Annotated in this window: 17 protein-coding genes; 2 read left to right on the forward strand and 15 right to left on the reverse strand. The window is 64.4% G+C overall.

All coding sequences use genetic code 11. The annotated features are described in order from the left end of the window. Positions 1-333: 333 nt before the first annotated feature. The 13 genes from ArtHe_RS10560 to rpoB form a co-directional block, all read right to left on the reverse strand. Positions 334-1,125, reverse strand: coding sequence for an IclR family transcriptional regulator C-terminal domain-containing protein (locus ArtHe_RS10560; RefSeq protein ID WP_248316737.1), 792 nt, complete (start codon positions 1,123-1,125; stop codon positions 334-336). Between the two features lie 19 nt (positions 1,126-1,144). After that, complete coding sequence (locus ArtHe_RS10565) at positions 1,145-1,825, reverse strand: 3-oxoacid CoA-transferase subunit B (protein ID WP_282568682.1); 681 nt, start codon at positions 1,823-1,825, stop codon at positions 1,145-1,147. After that, positions 1,822-2,505: a 3-oxoacid CoA-transferase subunit A gene (locus tag ArtHe_RS10570; protein WP_248316738.1), complete on the reverse strand. Its 684-nt coding sequence runs from the start codon at positions 2,503-2,505 to the stop codon at positions 1,822-1,824. The genes ArtHe_RS10565 and ArtHe_RS10570 overlap by 4 nt, the downstream gene beginning before the upstream one ends. A gap of 16 nt (positions 2,506-2,521) precedes the next feature. Beyond that, positions 2,522-3,724, reverse strand: coding sequence for a thiolase family protein (locus tag ArtHe_RS10575; RefSeq protein ID WP_248319754.1), 1,203 nt, complete (start codon positions 3,722-3,724; stop codon positions 2,522-2,524). Between the two features lie 214 nt (positions 3,725-3,938). Beyond that, on the reverse strand, positions 3,939-4,373 hold the full coding sequence (gene pcaC, locus ArtHe_RS10580) for a 4-carboxymuconolactone decarboxylase (protein ID WP_282568683.1): 435 nt from the start codon (positions 4,371-4,373) through the stop codon (positions 3,939-3,941). Between the two features lie 28 nt (positions 4,374-4,401). Further along, on the reverse strand, positions 4,402-5,202 hold the full coding sequence (locus ArtHe_RS10585) for an alpha/beta fold hydrolase (RefSeq protein ID WP_248316739.1): 801 nt from the start codon (positions 5,200-5,202) through the stop codon (positions 4,402-4,404). Next, a complete protein-coding gene (locus ArtHe_RS10590; protein WP_248316740.1) occupies positions 5,199-6,596 on the reverse strand; it encodes a lyase family protein in 1,398 nt (465 codons plus the stop codon). Before ArtHe_RS10590 ends, ArtHe_RS10585 begins: the two co-directional genes overlap by 4 nt. A 4-nt stretch (positions 6,597-6,600) precedes the next feature. Then, complete coding sequence (gene pcaG, locus ArtHe_RS10595) at positions 6,601-7,167, reverse strand: protocatechuate 3,4-dioxygenase subunit alpha (protein WP_248316741.1); 567 nt, start codon at positions 7,165-7,167, stop codon at positions 6,601-6,603. Further along, positions 7,167-7,991 (reverse strand): protocatechuate 3,4-dioxygenase subunit beta, encoded by an 825-nt coding sequence (gene pcaH, locus ArtHe_RS10600; RefSeq protein WP_066295984.1) that lies wholly within the window; start codon positions 7,989-7,991, stop codon positions 7,167-7,169. Before pcaH ends, pcaG begins: the two co-directional genes overlap by 1 nt. A gap of 139 nt (positions 7,992-8,130) precedes the next feature. Next, the gene (locus ArtHe_RS10605) at positions 8,131-9,327 is read right to left on the reverse strand and encodes a 4-hydroxybenzoate 3-monooxygenase (RefSeq protein ID WP_248316742.1); all 1,197 of its coding nucleotides are present in this window, start codon (positions 9,325-9,327) and stop codon (positions 8,131-8,133) included. 133 nt (positions 9,328-9,460) lie between these two features. Next, entirely contained in the window at positions 9,461-10,255 is a 795-nt protein-coding gene (locus tag ArtHe_RS10610) for an IclR family transcriptional regulator (protein ID WP_248316743.1), read from the reverse strand. Between the two features lie 114 nt (positions 10,256-10,369). Then, positions 10,370-14,260 carry a DNA-directed RNA polymerase subunit beta' gene (locus tag ArtHe_RS10615; protein ID WP_248316744.1) on the reverse strand — a complete coding sequence of 1,297 codons (3,891 nt, stop codon included), beginning with the start codon at positions 14,258-14,260 and terminating at the stop codon, positions 10,370-10,372. A 184-nt stretch (positions 14,261-14,444) separates the two neighbouring features. Further along, positions 14,445-17,945: a DNA-directed RNA polymerase subunit beta gene (gene rpoB / locus ArtHe_RS10620; RefSeq protein ID WP_248316745.1), complete on the reverse strand. Its 3,501-nt coding sequence runs from the start codon at positions 17,943-17,945 to the stop codon at positions 14,445-14,447. 636 nt (positions 17,946-18,581) lie between these two features. Here rpoB and ArtHe_RS10625 point away from each other — a divergent pair. Together ArtHe_RS10625 and ArtHe_RS10630 are read left to right on the forward strand one after the other, a co-directional pair. Continuing rightward, positions 18,582-19,802: an acetyl-CoA C-acetyltransferase gene (locus ArtHe_RS10625; RefSeq protein ID WP_248316746.1), complete on the forward strand. Its 1,221-nt coding sequence runs from the start codon at positions 18,582-18,584 to the stop codon at positions 19,800-19,802. Beyond that, a complete protein-coding gene (locus ArtHe_RS10630) occupies positions 19,802-20,293 on the forward strand; it encodes a YbaK/EbsC family protein (RefSeq protein WP_248316747.1) in 492 nt (163 codons plus the stop codon). The genes ArtHe_RS10625 and ArtHe_RS10630 overlap by 1 nt, the downstream gene beginning before the upstream one ends. 111 nt (positions 20,294-20,404) lie before the next feature. On the opposite strand, the gene rplL is transcribed toward ArtHe_RS10630, so the two are convergent. Together rplL and rplJ are read right to left on the reverse strand one after the other, a co-directional pair. Beyond that, positions 20,405-20,782: a 50S ribosomal protein L7/L12 gene (rplL, locus tag ArtHe_RS10635; protein ID WP_066296012.1), complete on the reverse strand. Its 378-nt coding sequence runs from the start codon at positions 20,780-20,782 to the stop codon at positions 20,405-20,407. Positions 20,783-20,843: 61 nt separating this feature from the next. After that, positions 20,844-21,413, reverse strand: a complete 570-nt coding sequence (rplJ, locus tag ArtHe_RS10640; protein WP_191746901.1) for a 50S ribosomal protein L10 — start codon at positions 21,411-21,413, stop codon at positions 20,844-20,846. Between the last annotated feature and the right edge of the window lie 275 nt (positions 21,414-21,688).

Raw genomic sequence — 21,688 nt, forward strand, 5'->3', positions numbered from 1 at the left:
TCTCGAGATAGATTCTCTGGTTGCAACGCCGGGCTGCCGGCTGTCTGCAGCCTCAGGCGACGCTTTTCAAAGTTTGTTGCCGCAGTGCCCCGAGACGTTCCGTTGAACCGAAAGCGACCGTAGGCGTGCAAAAGTGTGGCATTCGTTGCACAAGAACCCTGCAACCCGGAAACAGGCCCCCACCCGCACTTCGGATAAATCCGGAGAACATGCGAGCGGCCTTCATCCACTGCCACACAAACAATTGTAATAAGTCTAGCAGACTCCACCCACAGCCTGTGACCGGTACTGGCCGGGGTTGAATTCCGGCCTGCCGGCACGTGCGGTCGAAGCCTAGCTCCGCGCCGCCAGGGCCTGCGTGATTTTCCGTGAAGCCTCCTGCAGATGCGGCAGCACGGAGGCCGCCGCTTCCTCCAGTGTAGGACCATCCAGTCCGAGCGTTGCCTGCATCGAGGTATTCAGCGCAGCAACCACTTCACCGGACGGGCTGAAAATTGGGACCGCCACCGAGCGAAGGCCCCGTTCGAGCTCCTGGTCCACCACGGCCCAGCCCTGGTCGCGGACCCGCTGCACTTCTGCGCGCAGATCGGCTTCGGTAGTCAGTGTCCGCTCCGTGAGGGGTTTGAGTTCCACCTCTGCCAGATAGGCCGTGAGCCGGTCCTCCGGCAGGCCTGCCAGCAGGACCCGGCCCATGGACGTGGCGTAGGCGGGGAACCTGGTCCCAACAGTGATCCCGACAGTCATCAGCCGCCGGGTGTGGATCCTGGCCACGTAGACGATTTCGTTTCCATCGAGGATGGAAGCCGAGGTGGACTCATGGATGTCCCGGGACAGATCCTCGAGCAGCGGCTGGGCCAGCTGGGGCAGGGTCTGCCCGGCAAGGTAGGAATAACCGAGCTGGAGGACCAGGGCTGTCAGCTCGAAGCTGCGGCCATCGGTCCGGACATAACCAAGCTCGACCAGGGTCAGCAGGAATCGCCGGGCCGTGGCCCGGGTCAGTCCGGTGCGGCGGGAGACATCGCTGAGCGTCATCTGCACGTGTTCGGCATCGAAAGCCCGGATAACGGACAGTCCGCGGGCCAGCGACTGTACAAACTGGTCGCTGGCCGCGATGGTTTCGCTCATTTATCCCCCATTGAAGGTCCTAGGCTGCGTCCGCGGAAGGTGCGGTCAGCGGCACATCCATCTTGGCGGCAAGCTCCTCGAAGCTGATTCCGAAGGTCTCGCGGACATGGACGCCGTCCTCCTTCAGGAGGAACACCGCTTCATTAGTGTAGACGCGGGTGACACATCCCACTCCTGTCAGCGGGTAGGAGCACTCCGCGACGAGCTTGCTGACGCCTTCCCGGGTGAACAGGGACATCATGACGTAGACGTCCTTGGCTCCGGTGGCCAGGTCCATGGCACCGCCGACTGCTGGAATTGCGTCCGGTGCGCCGGTGTGCCAGTTCGCCAGGTCGCCCGTTGCCGAGACCTGGAAGGCGCCCAGTACACAAACGTCGAGGTGCCCGCCGCGCATAATTGCGAAGGAATCGGCGTGGTGGAAGTAGGAGGCGCCGGGCAGTTCGGTGACCGGAATCTTGCCGGCGTTGATCAGGTCGCCGTCAATTTCGTCGCCATGGGCTTCCGGGCCCATACCCAGCATGCCGTTCTCGGTATGCAGCGTGACGTGCTGCTCCGGGCGGAGATAGTTGGATACGAGGGTCGGCTGGCCGATGCCCAGGTTCACGAAGGAGCCGGGTGCAATGTCCCGGGCGACCAGTTCTGCCAGCTGGTCGCGGTCCAGTTTTTCGCTCACGATGGTGTTCACTGCCTTCTCACTCATGCTGCTGCCGGTGCTTTCTCGCTGGATACCTGGACCAGGGAGTTCACGTAGATCCCGGGGGTGACGATGATTTCCGGATCGAGGTCCCCGGTTTCGACGATTTCACGGACCTGGACAATGGCGTTCTTCGCGGCGGCTGCCATGATTGGGCCGAAGTTCCGTGCGGTCTTGCGGTAGATAAGGTTGCCGGTCCGGTCCGCCTTCAGCGCCTTCACCAGCGCGAAATCAGCGTGGATCGGCGTCTCGAAGACGTAGCCGCGGCCGTCGATCATACGGGTTTCCTTGCCCTCTGCCAGCGGTGTGCCGTAGGCGGTCGGCGTGAAGAAACCGCCGATTCCGGCACCGGCAGCCCGGATGCGCTCGGCGAGGTTGCCCTGCGGAACCAGCTCGAGTTCGATCTCCCCGGCGCGGAACTTGGCGTCGAAGATGTGGGAATCGGACTGGCGCGGGAAGGAGCAGATGATCTTGCTGACCCGGCCGGCACCGATGAGTGCAGCCAGTCCCTCCTCACCGTTGCCGGCGTTGTTGTTCACCACGGTCAGGTCCTTGGCGCCCTGGCGCAGCAGGGCCTCAATCAGCTCGACGGGCTGCCCGGCCTTGCCGAAGCCGCCGATCATCACGGTGGCCCCGTCATAGATTGGCGCGACTGCTTCGTCGGCGTCCTGCAGAATATTCAGCACGGTTCTCCCTGGAAAGTTAGGCTTTGGTGTTTTCAAGTACGACGGCGAGGCCCTGGCCGACGCCGATGCAGATGGCGGCGACGCCCCAGCGTTCACCGGAGGATTCCAGGCGGCGGGCCAGCGTGCCGAGGATCCGGGTTCCGGAGGCGCCCAGCGGGTGGCCGATCGAAACGGCGCCGCCCCAGGCGTTGACGATGTTGGGATCAATGTCCCAGGCATCCATGCAGGCCAGTGACTGCGCGGCGAAGGCTTCGTTAAGTTCGACGGCGGAAACGTCGCTCCAGGAGATGCCTGCCCGTTTCAGGGCGGTATTGGCTGCTTCAACCGGTGCGTAGCCGAAGTACTGCGGCTCGTTGGCGGCCGCTCCCCTGCCGGCGATGCGGGCCAGCGGATCAAGTCCGAGCATCTGTGCTGCGGCTTCGCTGCCCAGCCACGCGGCGGAGGCGCCGTCGTTCAGCGGGGAGGCGTTGCCGGCGGTGACCGTGCCGCCGGAGGGTTCTTCGGAGACGGGACGGAAGACCGTCTTCAGCGTGGCCAGTTTCTCCACGGTGGACCCGGCTCGGATGCTCTCGTCGCGGGAGAGGTCAACGCCGTCCACGGCGACGGTCAGGTTACCGTAGCGCCCTTCATCCCAGGCTTTGGCTGCCAGCTCGTGCGACCGCGCCGCGAAGGCATCCTGGCGTTCCCGGGTGATTCCGTACTTCTCCCGGAGCTGCTCGGTGGCCTCACCGAGGGACACTGTCCATTCCTTGGGCATGTTCCGGTTGACCAGGCGCCAGCCCAGCGTGGTGGAGGCCAGGGTCTGGTCTCCGGCCGGATAGGGCTTTTCGTTCTTCGGCAGAACCCAGGGCGCTCGGCTCATGGACTCGGCTCCGCCGACCAGCATCAGGTCAGCGTCACCGGAGTTGATCTGCCGGGAGGCGATCATTGCGGCGTCCAGGGAGGAGCCGCACAGGCGGTTGACCGTGGTGCCGGGGATGGAGACCGGCAGCCCGGCCAGCAGGGTGGCCATGCGGGCGACGTTGCGGTTTTCTTCGCCGGCGCCGTTGGCGTTTCCGAAGATCACCTCATCGATGCGCTCGGGGTCGAGTCCCGGTGCCCGCGAGACGGCGGCCTGGACCACCTGGGCAGCGAGATCGTCGGGGCGCACCGCTGCGAGGGCTCCGCCGAAGCGTCCGAACGGGGTCCGGACTGCGTCGTAAATGTAGGCCTGATTCACCATGGCTCCTTTGCTGGGTGCTGCATGCGGTATATCCGCGGACGAATCCGCGAACCTCCGTACTGCGTACTGCGTACAGCTTCCAAAAATGTTCGCGGACCGAACATGCGTACAAGATGCGAATTTATCTAAGAATGTCCGAAACCGCCAGCCCTTTCCGGACATGGCGGTTTAAGACGGACGGCGGAAGCCGCCCCGGATGGCCTTGGCTGCGTCAGGCTTCGGTGCTGCCGGCCTCGGCGCTCACTTCGGCGGCGTCCAGTTCGGCGAAAACACCCTGCGCTACCTTGAAGGCCGAGTTCGCGGAGGGAACGCTGCAGTAGATGGCCGACTGCAGGATGACTTCCTTGATCTCATCCCGGGTCAGGCCGTTGCGCAGCGCCGCGCGCACATGCATCGCGAGTTCCTCCAGATGGCCATGGGCGATCAGGGCGGTGAGCGTGATGGCACTGCGCATGGTCCGGTCCAGGCCCGGACGGGTCCAGATGGTGCCCCAGGCATAACGCGTGATCATGTCCTGGAAATCGGAGGTGAACTCGTCTTTTGCTGCGTTGGCCCGGTCCACGTGGGCATCTCCGAGCACCTGGCGGCGGACCGCCATACCTTCGTCGTAGATGTCCTGCTGGGTTTTGGCGCTGTTCTCGCTCACGGAATCGCTTTCTTGTTTTGTGCCGGATTTACTGGGCGGGGCCAAAAAAACTGCTGAGCAGCTTCGCGGTCTCCGCGGGTTGTTCGGCCGGCACCAGGTGCGCGGCATCGGGGACGACGGCGGACCGTCCGTTGGGAACGCCGGCTGCGATCAGCTCGGCGAAGGACGCGGGGGCGACGGCATCCTCCGCGCCGGCCACCGCCAGCACGGGAGCTGAGATTCCGCCCAGGCGCTCCCGGACATCGAATCCGGCCAGGGCCTGGCAGCAGTAGGCATAGGAGAAGCGGTCGGCGTCCTGCAGGGAATGCAGCAGGGCAGCCGAGGTGTCCTTGTTCCGCTCGATGAAGCCTTCGGCAAACCAGCGCTGCGCCGAACCGATCAGGACGGCCGGTGTGCCCTGGCCGCGCACTGTTTCCGCGCGCGCTTCCCAGCCCTCGGCGTCGCCGATCTTGGCACCCGAGCACAGGATCGCCAGCTTCCGGAAAGCCTCCGGGAAGTCGAGTCCCAGCTGCAGGCCGACTGCTCCGCCTAGGGAGACCCCGGCGTAGTAACGGTCCTGGGCGGCGGAGATGTCTCCGGCCGAGACCGCACTGTCCACGAGACCGCTGACTGCTGCGGCCAGTTCCGCCAGGCTGAAGCCTTCTGCTGCTGCCGGGCTGTTGCCGTGGCCGGGCAGGTCCCAGGCGATGACCGTGTACCCGTCGAGCAGCGCCGCGGTGCTGCTCCACAGTGCCGTGCCGGAGGTGCCGAGGGACGGACCGGCGATCAGGACGGGAGCGTCCGGGCCGGCATTGGAGAGTTGTGTTGCTTTAATCTGCGGGACGCTCACGCGTTCGTCCTTCCGGGGTAGGCCGAGACAATTCGGTCGATCAGGGCAGCTGATTGGCCCAGGTAGTTGGCAGGGTCCAGGAGTTCGGTGAGTTCCTGGTCCCCGAGCTGTCCGGCGGGAACGGTCCCGCGCAGCAGCTCGGCAAAGTCTTCACCGGCCAGGGAACGGCCCACCAGCTCCTGGACGCGTTTTTTGCCCTGCCCGGGCTCTCCGTCGTCCAGCAGCGGGGCAACGCGTGCCATGACTTTTTCGCTCACGACCAGTGGGCCGGCGAGCTGCAGGTTCCTGGCCACGGCACCGGTGTGGACTGTCAGTCCCTCGGTGAGTTCAGCCAGTTTCGCCACCGCTCCCCCGGCCAGCCGCAGCAGCTGGCGCAGGGGCTGCCACTCGACGTGCCAGGACCCGCCGGGCCGTTCGTCGTCCGCTGCTCCGGCTGCGGCCTGCAGCATCACGGTGTAGCCGGGTGCCGCCAGGGCGGCGCTGCGGATCAGGACGGAGAGCACCGGATTCTGCTTTTGCGGCATGGCCGAGGAACCGCCGCGGCCGGCTTCACGCGGTTCACTGACTTCGCCGATTTCCGGACGGCTCAGCAGCAGCACATCGTTGGAGATCTTTCCCGCCGCAGCGAGCAGGTCCGCCAGGGATGCGCCCAGGCGGGTGACCGGGAGCCGGTTGGTCTGCCACGGGGCCACGGGATCGGCGAGGCCCAGCCTGCCGGCCAGGTCCGCGGACAGGTCCAGGGGGCTGCGGTCCGCCGCATCGGCGGCGGCAGTGAGGGCCGCCATCGTGCCGGAGGCGCCGCCCCACTGCAGGGGCAGGGCCGCAGCAGTGGTGTCCAGCGCCGCGGTGGCCTGCCCGATCCCGTGGAGCCACTGCGCGGCCTTCAAGCCGAAGGTTGACGGCAGGGAATGCTGGGTCAGGGTGCGGGCCACGCTGACGGTTCCGGCGTGCCGGCGTGCCAGCGCCCCGAGGGCGGTTTCCACCCGGCGTGCGTCCGCCAGAATGGTCTCCAGTGTGCGGGAGGCCATCAGCATCAGGGCTGAGTCCAGGATGTCCTGGCTGGTGGCCGCCTTATGGATGGGACCGGCGGCATCCGGGGCCTCGGCGCGGACCAGCGCCCGCAGGTCGGCCAGGAGGGGAATAACTGGGTTTCCGCCGCCCTGCGCCCGCGCTGCCAGGTCCGCGATGTCATATCGCGAAGCCTGGCAGGCGGGAGCAACGGCGTCTGGAATCCCGGGGTTGATCAGGCCCGCGGAGGCGAGCACCCGCAGCCACTCGAGTTCGACGTCGAGCATGGCCTGCAGCAGTGCCTCGTCGGAGGTCAGCGCTGCGGCGCGGGTGCCGGCCCATGCCGGCGACAGTAGTCCGTAGTCGGCAGTTTCCGCGGAGCCCAAGGAATTACGCTCCCGGGTAGGCGAGGAAGACGGTCTCGTCTTCGCCCTGCAGCTTGATGTCCCAGCGCAGGCCGCCGTCAGCCTCGCGCGCGGCGATCAGGGTGCGGCGGCGGTCCTCCGGGAGGGAGGAGAGCAGCGGATCCTTGGCCAGAGCGGCTTCGTCGTCCGGCAGGTACATGCGGGTGTGCAGCTTGTTCAGCAGGCCGCGGGCGAAGATCACCACCGAGATGAACGGTGCTGAGCCTTCCTCGGTCGGGCCCGGATTCACCGTGGTGAAGGTGTAGTTGCCCACGTTGTCGACGGCGGCGCGGCCCCAGCCTGTGAAGGTGTAGCTGTCCCGGACCAGCGAACCGGTCTGCTGCGGAATGCTGCCGTCTTCATCTGCCTGCCAGATTTCCAGCAGCGCGTCGGGAATGACTTCGCCCGCACCGTCGCGGACCGTTCCCTGGACCCGGATGGCGCCCTTGGCACCGGGGTGGACCAGTTCGTTGTCCTTCGAAAAAGGCAGCGCATAGCCGTAGAACGGCCCGACCGTCTGGCCGGGGGTTGCGGTGAGTTTCTGCTCGCTCATTACTCTGCGTCCTCGTCTTCCATCCAGGTGCGGTTGCTGCCGGTCAGCACGATGTCCCAGTTGTAGCCGGTGCTCCATTCGTGCTGGGTGAGGTTGTGGTCGTATGTGGCCACAAGCCGGTCCCGGGCTTTCTGGTCGGTAATCGACTGGTAGATCGGGTCCAGGGAGAACAGCGGATCACCGGGGAAGTACATCTGGGTGATCATGCGCTGGGTGAAGTCGGTGCCGAACAGCGAGAAGTGGATATGCGCCGGGCGCCAGGCGTTGTAGTGGTTCTTCCACGGGTACGGTCCGGGCTTGATGGTGGTGAAGCTGTAGTTGCCGTCGTCATCCGTGATGCAGCGGCCCACGCCGGTGAAGTTGGGATCGATGGGTGCCGGGTGCTGGTCGCGCTTGTGGATGTAGCGGCCGGCGGAGTTGGCCTGCCAGATTTCCACCAGCTGGTTGCGTACCGGGCGGCCGTCGCCGTCGAGGATGCGGCCTGCGACGACGATCCGCTCGCCGAGGGGTTCCCCGTTGTGCTGGATGGTCAGGTCCGATTCGAGGGCGTGGACATCCTGGTGGCCGAAGGCCGGTGACCAGAGTTCGATCGTCTCGGGATCCGTGTGGTGCGGGTCCTTGGTGGGGTGGCGCAGGATGGAACTGCGGTACGGGCGGAAGTCCAGGCGGGGCTGGGTCTCTTCGGCGTCGCCGTCTTCCAGTCCCTTGCGGTAGGCAGCGTGGACATCCTGGATCTCCGCGGTGATCTCATCCTGCGAGCTCTGTGCCGAGTCCGGGCCCTCCACTGGCTGGTCCTGGGGGAACAGGCCGTTTTCCGTCTCCATGATTTTTCCTTTCAACAGGATGCGTACACGACGCGTCCTCGTCATCGTCCAAGCATCCCAGTGGCTTCTACCACATTACACGCTTGTTCACTTTGTGGACGTGCGTTCACAATACGAACGCAGGTGGTGCCTGGCGGTGTTACTTTTCCGGCCAGCCGGTGTAGGCCTCGGCCAGGTAGGACTGACCGTGGCGGGAGGAAACAACACCGTTAAGCTCTCCGAGGGCCCGCTTGCGCTCGAACGGACTGGCGTCCGTCCGGGTGTGCAGCATGGAGGTCATCCAGTAGGAGAAATTCTGCGCGCGCCAGACCCGTTGGAGCGCCTTGTCGCTGTAGCCGTCGAGCAGCTCCGGGGACTTCGTTGCGTAGAAGGAGTCGATGGCCTCGAAAAGCACCTTGACGTCGGCGAGGGCCAGGTTCAGGCCCTTGGCGCCGGTCGGCGGAACGGTGTGTCCGGCATCGCCGGCGAGGAACATGTTGCCGTAGCGCATCGGTTCACAGACATAGCTGCGGAACTTCAGGACCGTCTTCTCGAAGATCGGGCCGCGCTTGAGCTGGAATCCGTCCGGCCCGTCCACCCGGCGCTGAAGCTCTGCCCAGATCTGCTCATCGCTCCAGGCGCCGGCGTCCTCATTCGGATCACACTGGAAGTACATGCGCTGGACGTTGTCATTGCGCTGGCTGATCAGGGCGAAGCCGTAGTCGGAGTTGGCGTAGATCAGTTCCGGGGCGCTCGGCGGTGCTTCGGTCAGGATGCCGAACCAGGCGAACGGGTATTCGATGAAGTTATCTGTCCGCAGTTCCTTCGGGATGGAACGTTTGCAGATGCCCTGGGATCCGTCAGCGCCGACCAGGATGTCGCAGTGGAGTTCGAAGTCGGTACCTTCAGCGTCCGTGAAACGGATCTTGGGAACCGATGTTGTCTGGTCCAGCACCTCCGTGCCGGTGACGGCGTAGCGGACGTCGCCGTTGTCCCGCTCGCGGGCAGCCGCCAGGTCAACGAAGACCTCGTTCTGCGGGTAGAGCCAGACGGACTCCCCCACCAGCTCTTCGAAGTCGATGCGGTGGCTTACCCCGCCAAAGCGCAGGTCGATGCCGTCGTGCTTGTAACCCTCCGTGAGGACCCGGTCGCTGACACCACCCTCGGTGAGCATGCGCACGCTGCCGTGTTCCAGGATGCCGGCACGGTGGGTGGTGCGGATGGTTTCGTGGTCCCGCTTTTCCACGACGATGTTCTCAATCCCGGACTTTGCGAGCATATGCGAGAGCATCAGGCCAGCGGGACCACCTCCAACGATGCCGACTTGGGTCTTGATGACGGTACGCTCTGCAGCCAACGCTGAACTCCTTTGTGGACAAGCTAAAACTCCGGGAACGGATGCCCCTGACTCAAGTGTGAGGACACGCACATACGCACGGCGAGGCGGTTCTCATTCAATGAGAATTGGTAGCCCCGGATGTCGGAGCCTCTCAGATCGCTGTCTGCTCCGAAACGCCGGCCCGCGGGCCGGCGCCTGAGGTGTAGGTGCCCAGTCCGCGGGAGATGCCCCGGGCGGCAGTCATCAGTGCCGGCACGGTGGCTGCCGTGTTCTCCCGGCCGAGCGGCACCACCACCCCCAGCGCAGCCACCGCGGTGCCCAGCGGACCGAAAACCGGCACGGCGATGCCGGTGGTTTCCGGGTCGACGACGCCGGGCAGGGTGGCGCTGCCTTCCCGCCGGATACCCGCCCACTGCCGCCGGAGGGAATCCGGCGCGGGAAAGGGGGTGGGGTCGCCGCGGTGGCGGTCCAGGAACGCTTCCTGCACGTGCCGGGGTGAGTGGGCCATCATCACCATGCCCGAGGAGGAAATATGCAGCGGCAGCCTGCCGGCGACCTTGGCGAAGTTGGAGACCGAGCCGCGGCTGGAGAGCCGTTCGATGAAGAGCACCTCATCCTCCTGCAGTACGGAGAGCTGGGTGTGCTGGCGGATGACCGCCTGGATGTCCTCCATAAAGGGCATCGCAACCTGCCGCAGGTCAAGGGCGGCGGAGCTCCGGTTCGCCAGTTCCCAGAGCCTTAGGCCAAGGCGCAGTTCGCCCCTGTCCCCACGCTGCAGGACCTGCAGCGCCACCAGCTCACCAGCCAGCCGGTGGGTGGTGGACAGCGGAAGCCCGGCCCGCCGGGCCAGCGTGGCCGCCGGCATGGTGGGGTGTTCGGCGTCGAAAGCCGAGATCAGCCGCAGGATGCGCTCGGCCATGGAGTCGCCGGAGGGTGAATTGGCCATACCCATACTCTGGCACAACTGCTCCGGCGCAACGCCGGGCAGCGGCTGGCGCGGGCTTAAACGGGGAAGGACCCCGCCCAAAGGCGGGGTCCTTCCACTTGGCTTCGCTCCGGTTTAGCGGAACTCACTGCCCATGTCGTAGTCATCCAGCGGGATGGCGTGGAACTCAGGGCTCAGGCCGCCGTCAACTCCGGCGTAGTCGAAGTCGCTGAAGGCGCTCGGGCCGGTGAAGAGATTGGCCTTTGCTTCCTCCGTCGGTTCGACAGTGACCTCGGTGTAACGGGGCAGGCCCGTTCCGGCCGGGATCAGCTTACCGATGATGACGTTTTCCTTGAGGCCGAGCAGCGGATCGCTCTTGCCTTCCATGGCCGCCTGCGTCAGGACGCGGGTGGTTTCCTGGAAGGAAGCAGCGGACAGCCAGGACTCGGTCGCCAGGGATGCCTTGGTGATACCCATCAGCTCCGGACGCCCGGCAGCCGGACGGCGGCCCTCGGAGACCACGCGGCGGTTCTCACTCTCGAAGCGGCGGCGCTCGGCCAGCTCACCCGGGAGCAGGTCGGAATCGCCGGACTCGATCACGGTCACGCGGCGCAGCATCTGCCGGACGATGACTTCCACGTGCTTGTCGTGGATGCCTACGCCCTGGCTGCGGTACACGCGCTGGACTTCGTCCACCAGGAACTCCTGTGCCTTGCGCGGGCCGAGGATGCGGAGGATCTGCTTGGGATCCACTGCACCTGCAACCAGCTGCTGGCCAACCTCAACGTGGTCGCCGTCGGCAACCAGCAGGCGGGCACGGCGCAGAACCGGGTAGGCGATTTCCTCGGAGCCGTCATCGGGAGTGACAACCAGACGCATCTGGCGGTCGGTCTCTTCGATGGTGACCCGTCCGGCCGTCTCGGAGATCGGAGCAACACCCTTGGGGGTACGTGCTTCGAAGAGCTCCTGGATACGGGGCAGACCCTGGGTGATGTCTTCCGCGGAAGCAACACCACCGGTGTGGAAGGTACGCATGGTCAGCTGGGTACCGGGCTCACCGATGGACTGTGCGGCGATGATGCCGACTGCCTCGCCGATGTCCACGGTCTTGCCGGTGGCCAGCGAACGGCCGTAGCAAAGGGCACAGGTACCAACGGCGGACTCACAGGTCAGCACGGAGCGGACCTTGATGTCGGTGACACCGGCGTTGAACAGCTTCTCGATCAGCACATCGCCGACGTCGTCGCCGCCCTTGGCCAGGACGTTGCCTTCCGCATCGGAGACGTCGGTGGCCAGCGTACGGGCGTACGCCGAGTTCTCGACCTCTTCGTGCAGCTGCAGCTCACCGTTGTGATCCGGAACAGCGATCGTGACGTTCAGGCCACGCTCGGTGCCGCAGTCCTCTTCGCGGACAATAACGTCCTGCGAAACATCCACCAGACGACGGGTCAGGTAACCCGAGTTGGCGGTACGCAGGGCGGTGTCAGCCAGGCCCTTACGGGCACCGTGGGTGGCGATGAAGTATTCCAGCACCGACAGGCCCTCACGGTAGGAGGACTTAATCGGGCGCGGGATGATCTCGCCCTTCGGGTTGGCCACCAGGCCACGGATACCGGCGATCTGCCGGACCTGCAGCCAGTTGCCTCGTGCACCCGAGGAAACCATGCGGTTGATGTTGTTCTCGATCGGCATGTTGTCGCGCATAGCCTTGGCAACTTCGTTCGTTGCCTGGTTCCAGATGTCGATCAGTTCCTGACGGCGCTCGTCTTCAGCGATCAGGCCCTTGCCGTACTGGCTTTCAACCTTGGCTGCACGTGCTTCGTAAACCTCCATGATGGCAGGCTTGTCGATCGGAGCAGCGATGTCCGAGATGGCGACGGTAACGCCCGAGCGGGTGGCCCAGTAGAAACCGGAATCCTTCAGGTTATCCAGCGTTGCCGCGGTGACGACCTTCGGGTACCGCTCGGCAAGATCGTTGACGATCTTCGAAAGCTGGCCCTTGTCCGCAACCGACTCAACCCACGGGTAGTCCGCCGGCAGGGTCTGGTTGAAGAGAACCTGGCCAAGGGAGGTCGGGATGAGGGCAGGAGTGCCTTCTTCCCAGCCTTCCGGAGCCGGCTGGTCCTCGCTGGGGATGAAGCCCTCGACGCGGATCCGGACCGGTGCGTTCAGGTGCAGTTCGCCAAGGTCGTGTGCCATCACGGCTTCCGCCATCGAGGAGAACACTCGGCCTTCGCCGGCTGCGCCCTGACGCTTGGTGGTCAGGTGGTGCAGGCCGATGATCATATCCTGCGAAGGCAGGGTCACCGGACGGCCGTCGGACGGCTTCAGGATGTTGTTCGAGGACAGCATCAGGATGCGTGCTTCAGCCTGTGCTTCGGGGCTCAGCGGCAGGTGGACTGCCATCTGGTCGCCGTCGAAGTCAGCGTTGAAGGCGCCACAGACCAGCGGGTGCAGCTGCAGGGCCTTGCCCTCAACCAGCTGCGGCTCGAAGGCCTGGATACCGAGGCGGTGCAGGGTAGGTGCACGGTTGAGCAGCACCGGGTGTTCGGTGATGATCTCTTCAAGCACGTCCCAGACCTGCGGACGGAAACGCTCGACCATGCGCTTGGCGCTCTTGATGTTCTGGGCGTGGTTGAGGTCAACCAGGCGCTTCATCACGAACGGCTTGAAGAGCTCCAGTGCCATCTGCTTGGGCAGGCCACACTGGTGCAGCTTCAGCTGCGGACCAACCACAATCACGGAACGGCCGGAGTAGTCAACGCGCTTGCCGAGCAGGTTCTGGCGGAACCGGCCCTGCTTGCCCTTGAGCATGTCCGAGAGCGACTTCAGCGGGCGGTTGCCCGGTCCGGTGACCGGACGGCCGCGGCGGCCGTTATCGAACAGGGAGTCAACGGCTTCCTGGAGCATGCGCTTTTCGTTGTTCACGATGATCTCGGGAGCACCGAGGTCAAGCAGCCGCTTCAGGCGGTTGTTGCGGTTGATCACACGGCGGTACAGGTCGTTGAGGTCGGACGTCGCGAAACGGCCGCCGTCGAGCTGAACCATCGGGCGCAGTTCCGGCGGGATCACCGGTACGGCGTCGAGGACCATGCCCATCGGGCTGTTGGTCGTGGTCAGGAACGCGTTGACAACCTTCAGGCGCTTCAGGGCACGCGTCTTGCGCTGGCCCTTGCCGTTCTGGATGATCTCGCGAAGGTTCTCGGACTCTGCCTGCATGTCGAAGTCTTCAAGACGCTTCTTGATGGCTTCGGCACCCATGGAGCCTTCGAAGTACAGGCCGTAACGGTCGCGCAGTTCGCGGTAGAGGCCTTCGTCGCCCTCGAGGTCGCCGACCTTGAGGTTCTTGAAGCGCTCCCAGACCTGCTCGAGGCGTTCGATGTTGTTGTCGGCGTCGCGGCGGACCTTGGCCATCTGGCGGTCGGCGGAGTCGCGGGCCTTCTTCTTATCGGCAGCCTTGGCGCCTTCACCTTCGAGACGGGCGAGCTCGTTCTCAAGGTCCTTGGCGATCGCGGCGATGTCGGAGTCGCGCTGGTCGACGAGGTGCTTGCGCTCCAGGTCGTGCTCGGCCTGCAGGTTGGGCAGCTCGGTGTGGCGGTTCTCTTCATCCACCGAGGTGATCATGTAGGCAGCGAAGTAGATGACCTTCTCCAGGTCCTTCGGTGCCAGGTCCAGCAGGTAACCCAGGCGGGAGGGAACACCCTTGAAGTACCAGATGTGGGTAACCGGAGCAGCGAGCTCGATGTGGCCCATCCGCTCGCGGCGGACCTTGGCACGGGTTACTTCAACACCACAGCGTTCACAGATGATGCCCTTGAAGCGGACTCGCTTGTACTTACCGCAGTAGCATTCCCAGTCGCGGGACGGACCGAAGATCTTCTCGCAGAAAAGACCGTCCTTCTCCGGCTTCAGGGTTCGGTAGTTAATGGTTTCCGGCTTTTTGACCTCGCCGTAAGACCAGTTGCGGATTTCGTCCGCAGTGGCAAGGCCGATTCGCATGAGGCCGAACGTGGAATCGTTGGACATGGGTCCCTGTTCTCTCTTGTTCTCTAAATCTGAATGTCTCGGGTACGGGAAGAACTAAGGTGACTACCCCAACGGCGCCGGGTGGTCCGGGTTAGGCGGCTTTAATATTCCGAGCGAGCTCTGCGAGCTGCGGAATTTCGTTGCCGCCGTTCCGGGCCTCCCGGCGCCAGCCGGGATGGAAAACCTAAACCTCTTCGACTGAGCTCGGCTCTGCGCGGGACAGATCAATACCCAGCTCTTCCGCGGCCCGGAAGACTTCTTCATCCGAGTCACGCATTTCAATCGTGTTGCCTTCGGTGGAGAGTACTTCCACGTTCAGGCAGAGCGACTGCATTTCCTTGATGAGCACCTTGAACGATTCCGGAACGCCGGGCTCCGGGATGTTCTCACCCTTCACGATGGCTTCGTAGACCTTGACGCGGCCATGGATGTCATCGGACTTGATGGTGAGCAGTTCCTGCAGGGTGTACGCGGCACCGTAGGCTTCCAGGGCCCAGACTTCCATTTCACCGAAGCGCTGGCCGCCGAACTGTGCCTTACCACCCAGCGGCTGCTGGGTGATCATGGAGTACGGACCCGTGGAGCGTGCGTGGATCTTGTCGTCGACAAGGTGGTGCAGCTTCAGGATGTACATGTAGCCAACGGAGATCGGATCCGGGAACGGCTGGCCGGAGCGGCCGTCGAACAGACGGGCCTTACCGGAAGCACCGATCAGGCGGTCGCCGTCGCGGGTCACGTTCGTGGCATCCAGGAGGTTGGTGATTTCGTCCTCGCTGGCACCGTCGAACACCGGGGTGGCAACAGTGGTGGGAGCGGATTCACGCGGCAGTGCAGGCAGGTCCTTGACCCAGTCCGGCTCTCCCTCGATCTTCCAGCCCTGCTTGGCAGCCCAGCCCAGGTGGATTTCCAGGACCTGGCCAACGTTCATTCGGCCCGGAACACCCAGCGGGTTCAGGACGATGTCGACGGGGGTGCCGTCTTCCATGAACGGCATGTCCTCGATCGGCAGGATCTTGGAGATAACGCCCTTGTTGCCGTGGCGGCCGGCCAGCTTGTCGCCGTCGGTGATCTTGCGCTTGTGGGCAACGTAGACGCGCACCAGCTGGTTGACGCCCGGGGGCAGCTCGTCGTCGTTGTCACGGTCGAAGATACGCACGCCGATGACGGTTCCGGACTCGCCGTGGGGAACCTTCAGGGAGGTGTCGCGGACTTCGCGGCTCTTCTCACCGAAGATGGCGCGCAGCAGGCGCTCTTCGGGAGTGAGTTCCGTTTCGCCCTTCGGCGTCACGCGGCCAACCAGGATGTCTCCTGCTTCAACCTCGGCACCGATGTGGATGATGCCGCGCTCGTCGAGCTGCGAGAGCACTTCCTCGGACACATTCGGGATGTCACGGGTGATTTCCTCGGCACCGAGCTTGGTGTCGCGGGCATCAACTTCGTGCTCCTCGATGTGGATCGAGGTCAGGACATCGTCGGAGACCATGCGCTGGGAGAGGATGATCGCATCCTCGTAGTTGTGGCCTTCCCAGGACATGAATGCCACGAGCAGGTTCTTGCCCAGTGCCAGTTCGCCCTGGTCGGTGGAGGGGCCGTCGGCGATAACGTCGTTGACCTCAACCCGGGTGCCTTCGGAAACGATCACGCGCTGGTTGTAGGCGTTGCCCTGGTTCGAGCGCGCAAACTTCATGATCGGGTAGCTGGTCTCGGTGCCGTCGTCGTTCATGACGGTGACGAGGTCAGCGGACACCTCGGTGACGACGCCGGCCTTGAGCGCGGTGACGGAGTCGCCGGCGTCGATAGCTGCGTACTTCTCCATGCCGGTGCCCACCACGGGACGCTCGGAGCGGAGCAGGGGCACGGCCTGGCGCTGCATGTTCGCACCCATGAGGGCACGGTTGGCATCGTCATGCTCAAGGAACGGAATCAGGGCGGTTGCCACCGACACCATCTGGCGCGGGGAAACGTCCATGTACTCGACCTCGGTGGGCTCGACGAGCACGGGCTCGCCGGATCCGCCGCGGGCACGGACGAGGACCAGGTCCTCTTCGAAGTGGTTGTCGGCACGCAGCGGGGCGTTTGCCTGTGCGATCGTGCGCTCGACTTCGTCGTCTGCCGTCAGGTAGTCGACCTGGTCGGTCACGACGCCGTCCACAACCTTGCGGTACGGGGTTTCGATGAAACCGAAAGCGTTGATCCGGGCGTAGGATGCCAGCGAACCGATCAGGCCGATGTTCGGACCTTCAGGGGTTTCGATCGGGCACATACGGCCGTAGTGCGAGGGGTGGACGTCTCGGACTTCCATGCCTGCACGGTCACGGGACAGACCGCCCGGGCCCAGCGCGGACAGGCGGCGCTTGTGGGTCAGACCGGCCAGCGGGTTGTTCTGATCCATGAACTGCGAGAGCTGGGAGGTTCCGAAGAACTCCTTGATCGCAGCAACGACCGGACGGATGTTGATCAGGGTCTGAGGCGTGATGGCTTCGACGTCCTGGGTGGTCATCCGTTCACGGACCACACGCTCCATGCGGGACAGGCCGGTGCGGATCTGGTTCTCGATCAGCTCGCCCACGGCGCGGATACGGCGGTTGCCGAAGTGGTCAATGTCGTCGACCTCAACGCGGATGTCCACGTCTTCGCCGTTGCGCTTGCCCGGAACAGTCTTCTCGCCGGCGTGCAGCGCAACGAGGAACTTGATCATGGCGACAATGTCGTCGATGTTCAGGACCGAGGCATCAGAATCGGTGATGGCCTTCTCGACGCCGAGCTTGCGGTTGATCTTGTAACGGCCAACCTTGGCCAGATCGTAGCGCTTCGGGTTGAAGTACAGGTTCTCCAGCAGGGTCTTCGCTGCCTCGACCGTGGGCGGCTCTCCCGGACGGAGCTTGCGGTAGATGTCCAGCAGGGCATCTTCCTGGGTCTCCGTGGGATCCTTCTCCAGGGTGGCGCGGATCGAGTCGTACTCGCCGAAGGTTTCCAGGATCTGGCCCTCGGTCCAGCCCAGAGCCTTCAGCAGGATGGTGACGGACTGCTTGCGCTTGCGGTCCAGGCGGACGCCCACCTGGTCGCGCTTGTCGATTTCGAGTTCGAACCAGGCACCGCGGGAAGGGATGATCTTCGCGGTGTAGATGTCCTTGTCGCTGGTCTTGTCAGCGGTGCGCTCAAAGTAGGCGCCCGGGGACCGGACCAGCTGGGAGACGACAACGCGCTCGGTGCCGTTGATGACGAAGGTGCCCTTGTCGGTCATCAGCGGGAAGTCGCCCATGAACACGGTCTGCTGCTTGATCTCGCCCGTGTTGTTGTTCATGAACTCGGCCTTGACGTACAGCGGAGCCGAGTACGTTGCGTCCCGGTCCTTGCATTCGGCCATGGTGTACTTCGGGTCCGCGAATTCCGGCTCGGAGAAGCTCAGGGACATGGTGCCCTGGAAGTCCTCGATCGGGGAGATTTCTTCGAAGATGTCCGAGAGGCCGGAGGTTGTGGCGAAGCCTGCCTCGCCCGCTTCCTGCGCCTTCCTTACGCGTTCCTTCCAGCGCTCGTTGCCGACGAGCCAGTCAAAGCTGTCCGTCTGCAGGGCAAGAAGATTGGGAACATCCAGCGGTTCGTGAATCTTTGCGAATGAAATCCGGGACGCTGCGTTCTCCGGATTGGTAGCGGTTGCATTATTAGAGGTGCTCGAGGCGACCAAGAGGGATCCTTCCACAGACCTTCAGGCGTGTTTCACGCTCCCCCTCTGCACTGACGGACCTGGTCCGCGTGCGTCCTGACCGGGCGTAACGCACGTCGGAATGGTTCAAAACGGAGCATTTTCCATGCATTTGAACGATCCGGACGCCGCCTGGCCCGTGACACAGCCCACCGCTATATGAAGGCTGAAGGTTAAGAGAGGGAAGCAAATATCTACTATATGGCATTGGGGACACAGAAGTCTACCCGGTATTCGAAACCCCTGCCAGCTCAACCCTGGATCCAGCAGCTCTGAACCAAGAGGTTCCTGACTGCGGCTTCCTGTCCGGGGAGCTACGGGCGCGGTGCCAGCGTACCGATTTGTGGCTGGCTAGGAATAAGCGTACCCCAAGTCCGCCGGGTGTGCGCGATTTCCCTGTGCCGCGTCCCGAACCTGGCCCGCTGCCACTTCCACTGCCGGGTCCTCTCCCGCTTCCTTGGCCGGGCTGCCCTGGCCGCAAAGTGCGGGAGTGCGGTGCGGGAAAGGCCCGCCCGGGCGCACTTCCGGCGGTGTGTCCCGCACCACGTCCAAAAGGTAGCCTAGGGGCAGCTGTTTCCTTCAGGAACTGATTCCCTTCGACGAGAGTGGACTGGCCGCATGAGCACCCCAGCAACTGCAGAACCCGGATCAAACCGAGCCATGGACGTGGTGATCGTGGGTGGAGCCCGCACCCCGCAGGGCCGGCTGAACGGCCAGCTGGCTCCGTTTACCGCCGTCGAACTGGGCGCCTTCGCCATCGCCGGCGCACTGGAGCGTTCCGGCGTTGATCCGTCCCAGGTCGACACGCTGATCATGGGGCACGTGGTCCAGGCCGGGTGCGGGCAGAATCCCGCGCGGCAGGCGGCCATCAAGGCAGGCCTGGGCTGGGACGTGCCGACGGTGACCATCAACAAGGTCTGCCTCTCCGGGCTGGCCTCGATTACCGATGCAGCCCGCCTGATCCGCAGCGGGGAGGCCACGGTGGCCGTAGCCGGCGGGCAGGAATCGATGACCCGCGGCCCGCACGTGCTGCCCGGTTCACGGCAGGGCTGGAACTACGGCAGCATGTCGGTGCTGGATTCCGTGGCCCACGACGGCCTCACCGACGCTTTCGACAACGAATCGATGGGTGTCTCCACCGAACGGGGCAACTCCGCCCTGGGCATCGGGCGCACTGCCCAGGACGAGGTGGCAGCTGCCTCCCACCAGCGCGCCGCAGCGGCGGCAGCGGCGGGAATATTCGACGTCGAGATAACACCGGTCACCGTGCCGCAGCGCAAGGGTGAACCGGTGGTGCTGACGGCAGATGAAGGCATCCGTCCGGGCACCACAGTGGAAACCCTTGCCGGCCTGCGTCCGGCCTTCGCCGCGGACGGCACCATCACGGCAGGTAACTCCTCCCCGCTCTCCGACGGCGCTGCCGCCGTCGTGCTGACCTCGCGGGCCTTCGCCGAGGAGCAGGGCCTGGAGATCCTCGCCGTGGTGGGCATGCCCGGCCAGGTGGCCGGACCGGACAACAGCCTGCATTCCCAGCCGGCCAACGCTATATCCCAGGCGCTGAAGCGGGCCGGGTGGACTGCCGGTGACCTGGATTTCGTGGAGATCAACGAGGCCTTCGGATCCGTCGCCGTGCAGTCGCTGCAGGAGCTGGGCATGGACCTGGCCGACTGCAATATCCACGGCGGAGCGATTGCCCTCGGCCACCCGATCGGGGCGTCCGGGGCAAGGCTGGCGCTGCACGCCGCGCACGAACTCAACCGGCGCGGCTCGGGGCGTGCCGCCGTCGGGCTCTGTGGAGGCGGCGGTCAGGGCGAAGCCCTCCTGCTGTACCGCGCGTAGTGGAGGCCGAGCAGGTCCGGGGCCGGGAGCGGGTGCAGGCTGCCGCCCGGGAACTGGGGCTGGACGTAGAGATCATTGACCGCCCGGATGCGTCCTCCCTGGCCGAAGCGGCCGCCTTACTGGGGATCAGCCCCGGGGAGATTGTGAAGTCCTTAGTGGTCCGGCGGAAGGCCGGGGAGTACCTGTTTGTGCTGGTCCCCGGCGACGAGCAAATCTCCTGGCCCAAGCTGCGGGCGGCGGCCGGCGCCAACAAGCTCACCCTGCCGCCGGCCGGGGAGGCCTTCGAAGCCACGGGTTACGCCCGCGGCACGATTACGCCGCTGGGCAGCACCATCAGCTGGCCGGTCTTCGCCGCACCGGCCATCCGGGGCAAACGCGTTTCGATGGGTGCCGGCGAGCACGGGGCCAGCCTATTCGTGAACGGTGATGACCTGCTGGCTGCGTTGGACGCCCAGGTCATCGACATCACCGAACCGCTGTCCCTCCCCTAGTCTGCCCCTCCCCAAGTTCGAAGGCTGCCTCCCGGGGCAAAGCAAAAACCCCCGCTTCCTGTGCAGGAAGCGGGGGTTTTCGAAGCAATGCGGCTGGGCCGCAAGGCAATGCTACTTGAGGGTAACCGTTGCGCCGGCAGCCTCGAGGGCTTCCTTTGCCTTTTCGGCGGTTTCCTTGTTGGCACCTTCGAGGATGGCCTTCGGAGCACTGTCAACCAGGTCCTTGGCTTCCTTCAGCCCCAGGGAAGTCAGCGCGCGGACTTCCTTGATCACTGCAATCTTCTTTTCGCCAGCGGATTCGAGAACAACATCGAATTCGCTCTGCTCTTCGGCAGCTTCAGCAGCGCCGCCGCCAGCCGGACCGGCAACTGCAACAGCAGCAGCGGTGACGTCGAACGTCTCTTCGAAGAGCTTCACGAAGTCGGAGAGCTCGATGATGGACAGTTCCTTGAAAGCCTCAATGAGCTCTTCGTTGGTGAGCTTCGCCATGATGTGGCGTCCTTCCTATAGTTGGTGCTCGCAGGCACCGGAGATTGGATGAGAAGAGGTTCTACTCTTCGGTGGCTGCTTCTGCGGCGGGAGCTTCTTCTGCAGCGGCCGGGGCCTCTTCTGCAGCAGGAGCAGCGGGGGCGCCGCTCTCCTCTTCGAGCTTCACACGCAGCGCATCTGCCGTGCGGGCCAGCATGGACATCGGAGCCTTGAGGACACCGGCGACACGTGCAAGCTGGAACTCACGGGATTCAAGCGCAGCAAGGGCAGCAACACCGGCTGCGTCGAGGTTGTTGCCCTCGAAGACACCGGTCTTGATGATCAGCTGCGGGTTGGTCTTGGCAAAATCCGTCAGGCTCTTTGCAGCCGCAACTGCGTCACCCTTGATGAAGGCGATTGCAGTGGGGCCGGAGAGCTGGCCATCGAATGCATCGATGCCGGCTTCCTTGGCTGCAATGCCCGTCAGGGTGTTCTTCACGACCGAGTACTTGGTGTCCTGGCCGAGCGAACGGCGCAGCTCCTTGAGCTGTGCAACGGTGAGCCCGCGGTATTCGGTTAGGACAGCAGCGGTCGAATCCTTGAAATCGTTGGCGATCTCTTCGACTGCTGACACCTTTGTTGGCGTTGCCATAACCCTCCTTCCGGGGAAATAGTGCCGGTGGATCGGGTCCCGAACATAAAAAACGCCCCGGGCAGATGCACGGGGCTTTACTCAACAGACTGGGTCCGGAGTTCAGTTCGTTCACCTGCGCAGGCCGCCCTATAAAGGGACTTTCGGATGTTTCTCCAACCGGGTTCCACACGTGGAAGACTGATGGTTCAGCCAAACGGTGGGATTGAATGCACATCGACCGACGGTCTTTGGTAGTTCAAGCTTAGGGGAGAATCCCCGGGAGGCCAAATCGC

This window comes from Arthrobacter sp. Helios, assembly GCF_023167125.1.
Classification (GTDB): Bacteria; Actinomycetota; Actinomycetes; order Actinomycetales; family Micrococcaceae; genus Arthrobacter_B; species Arthrobacter_B luteolus.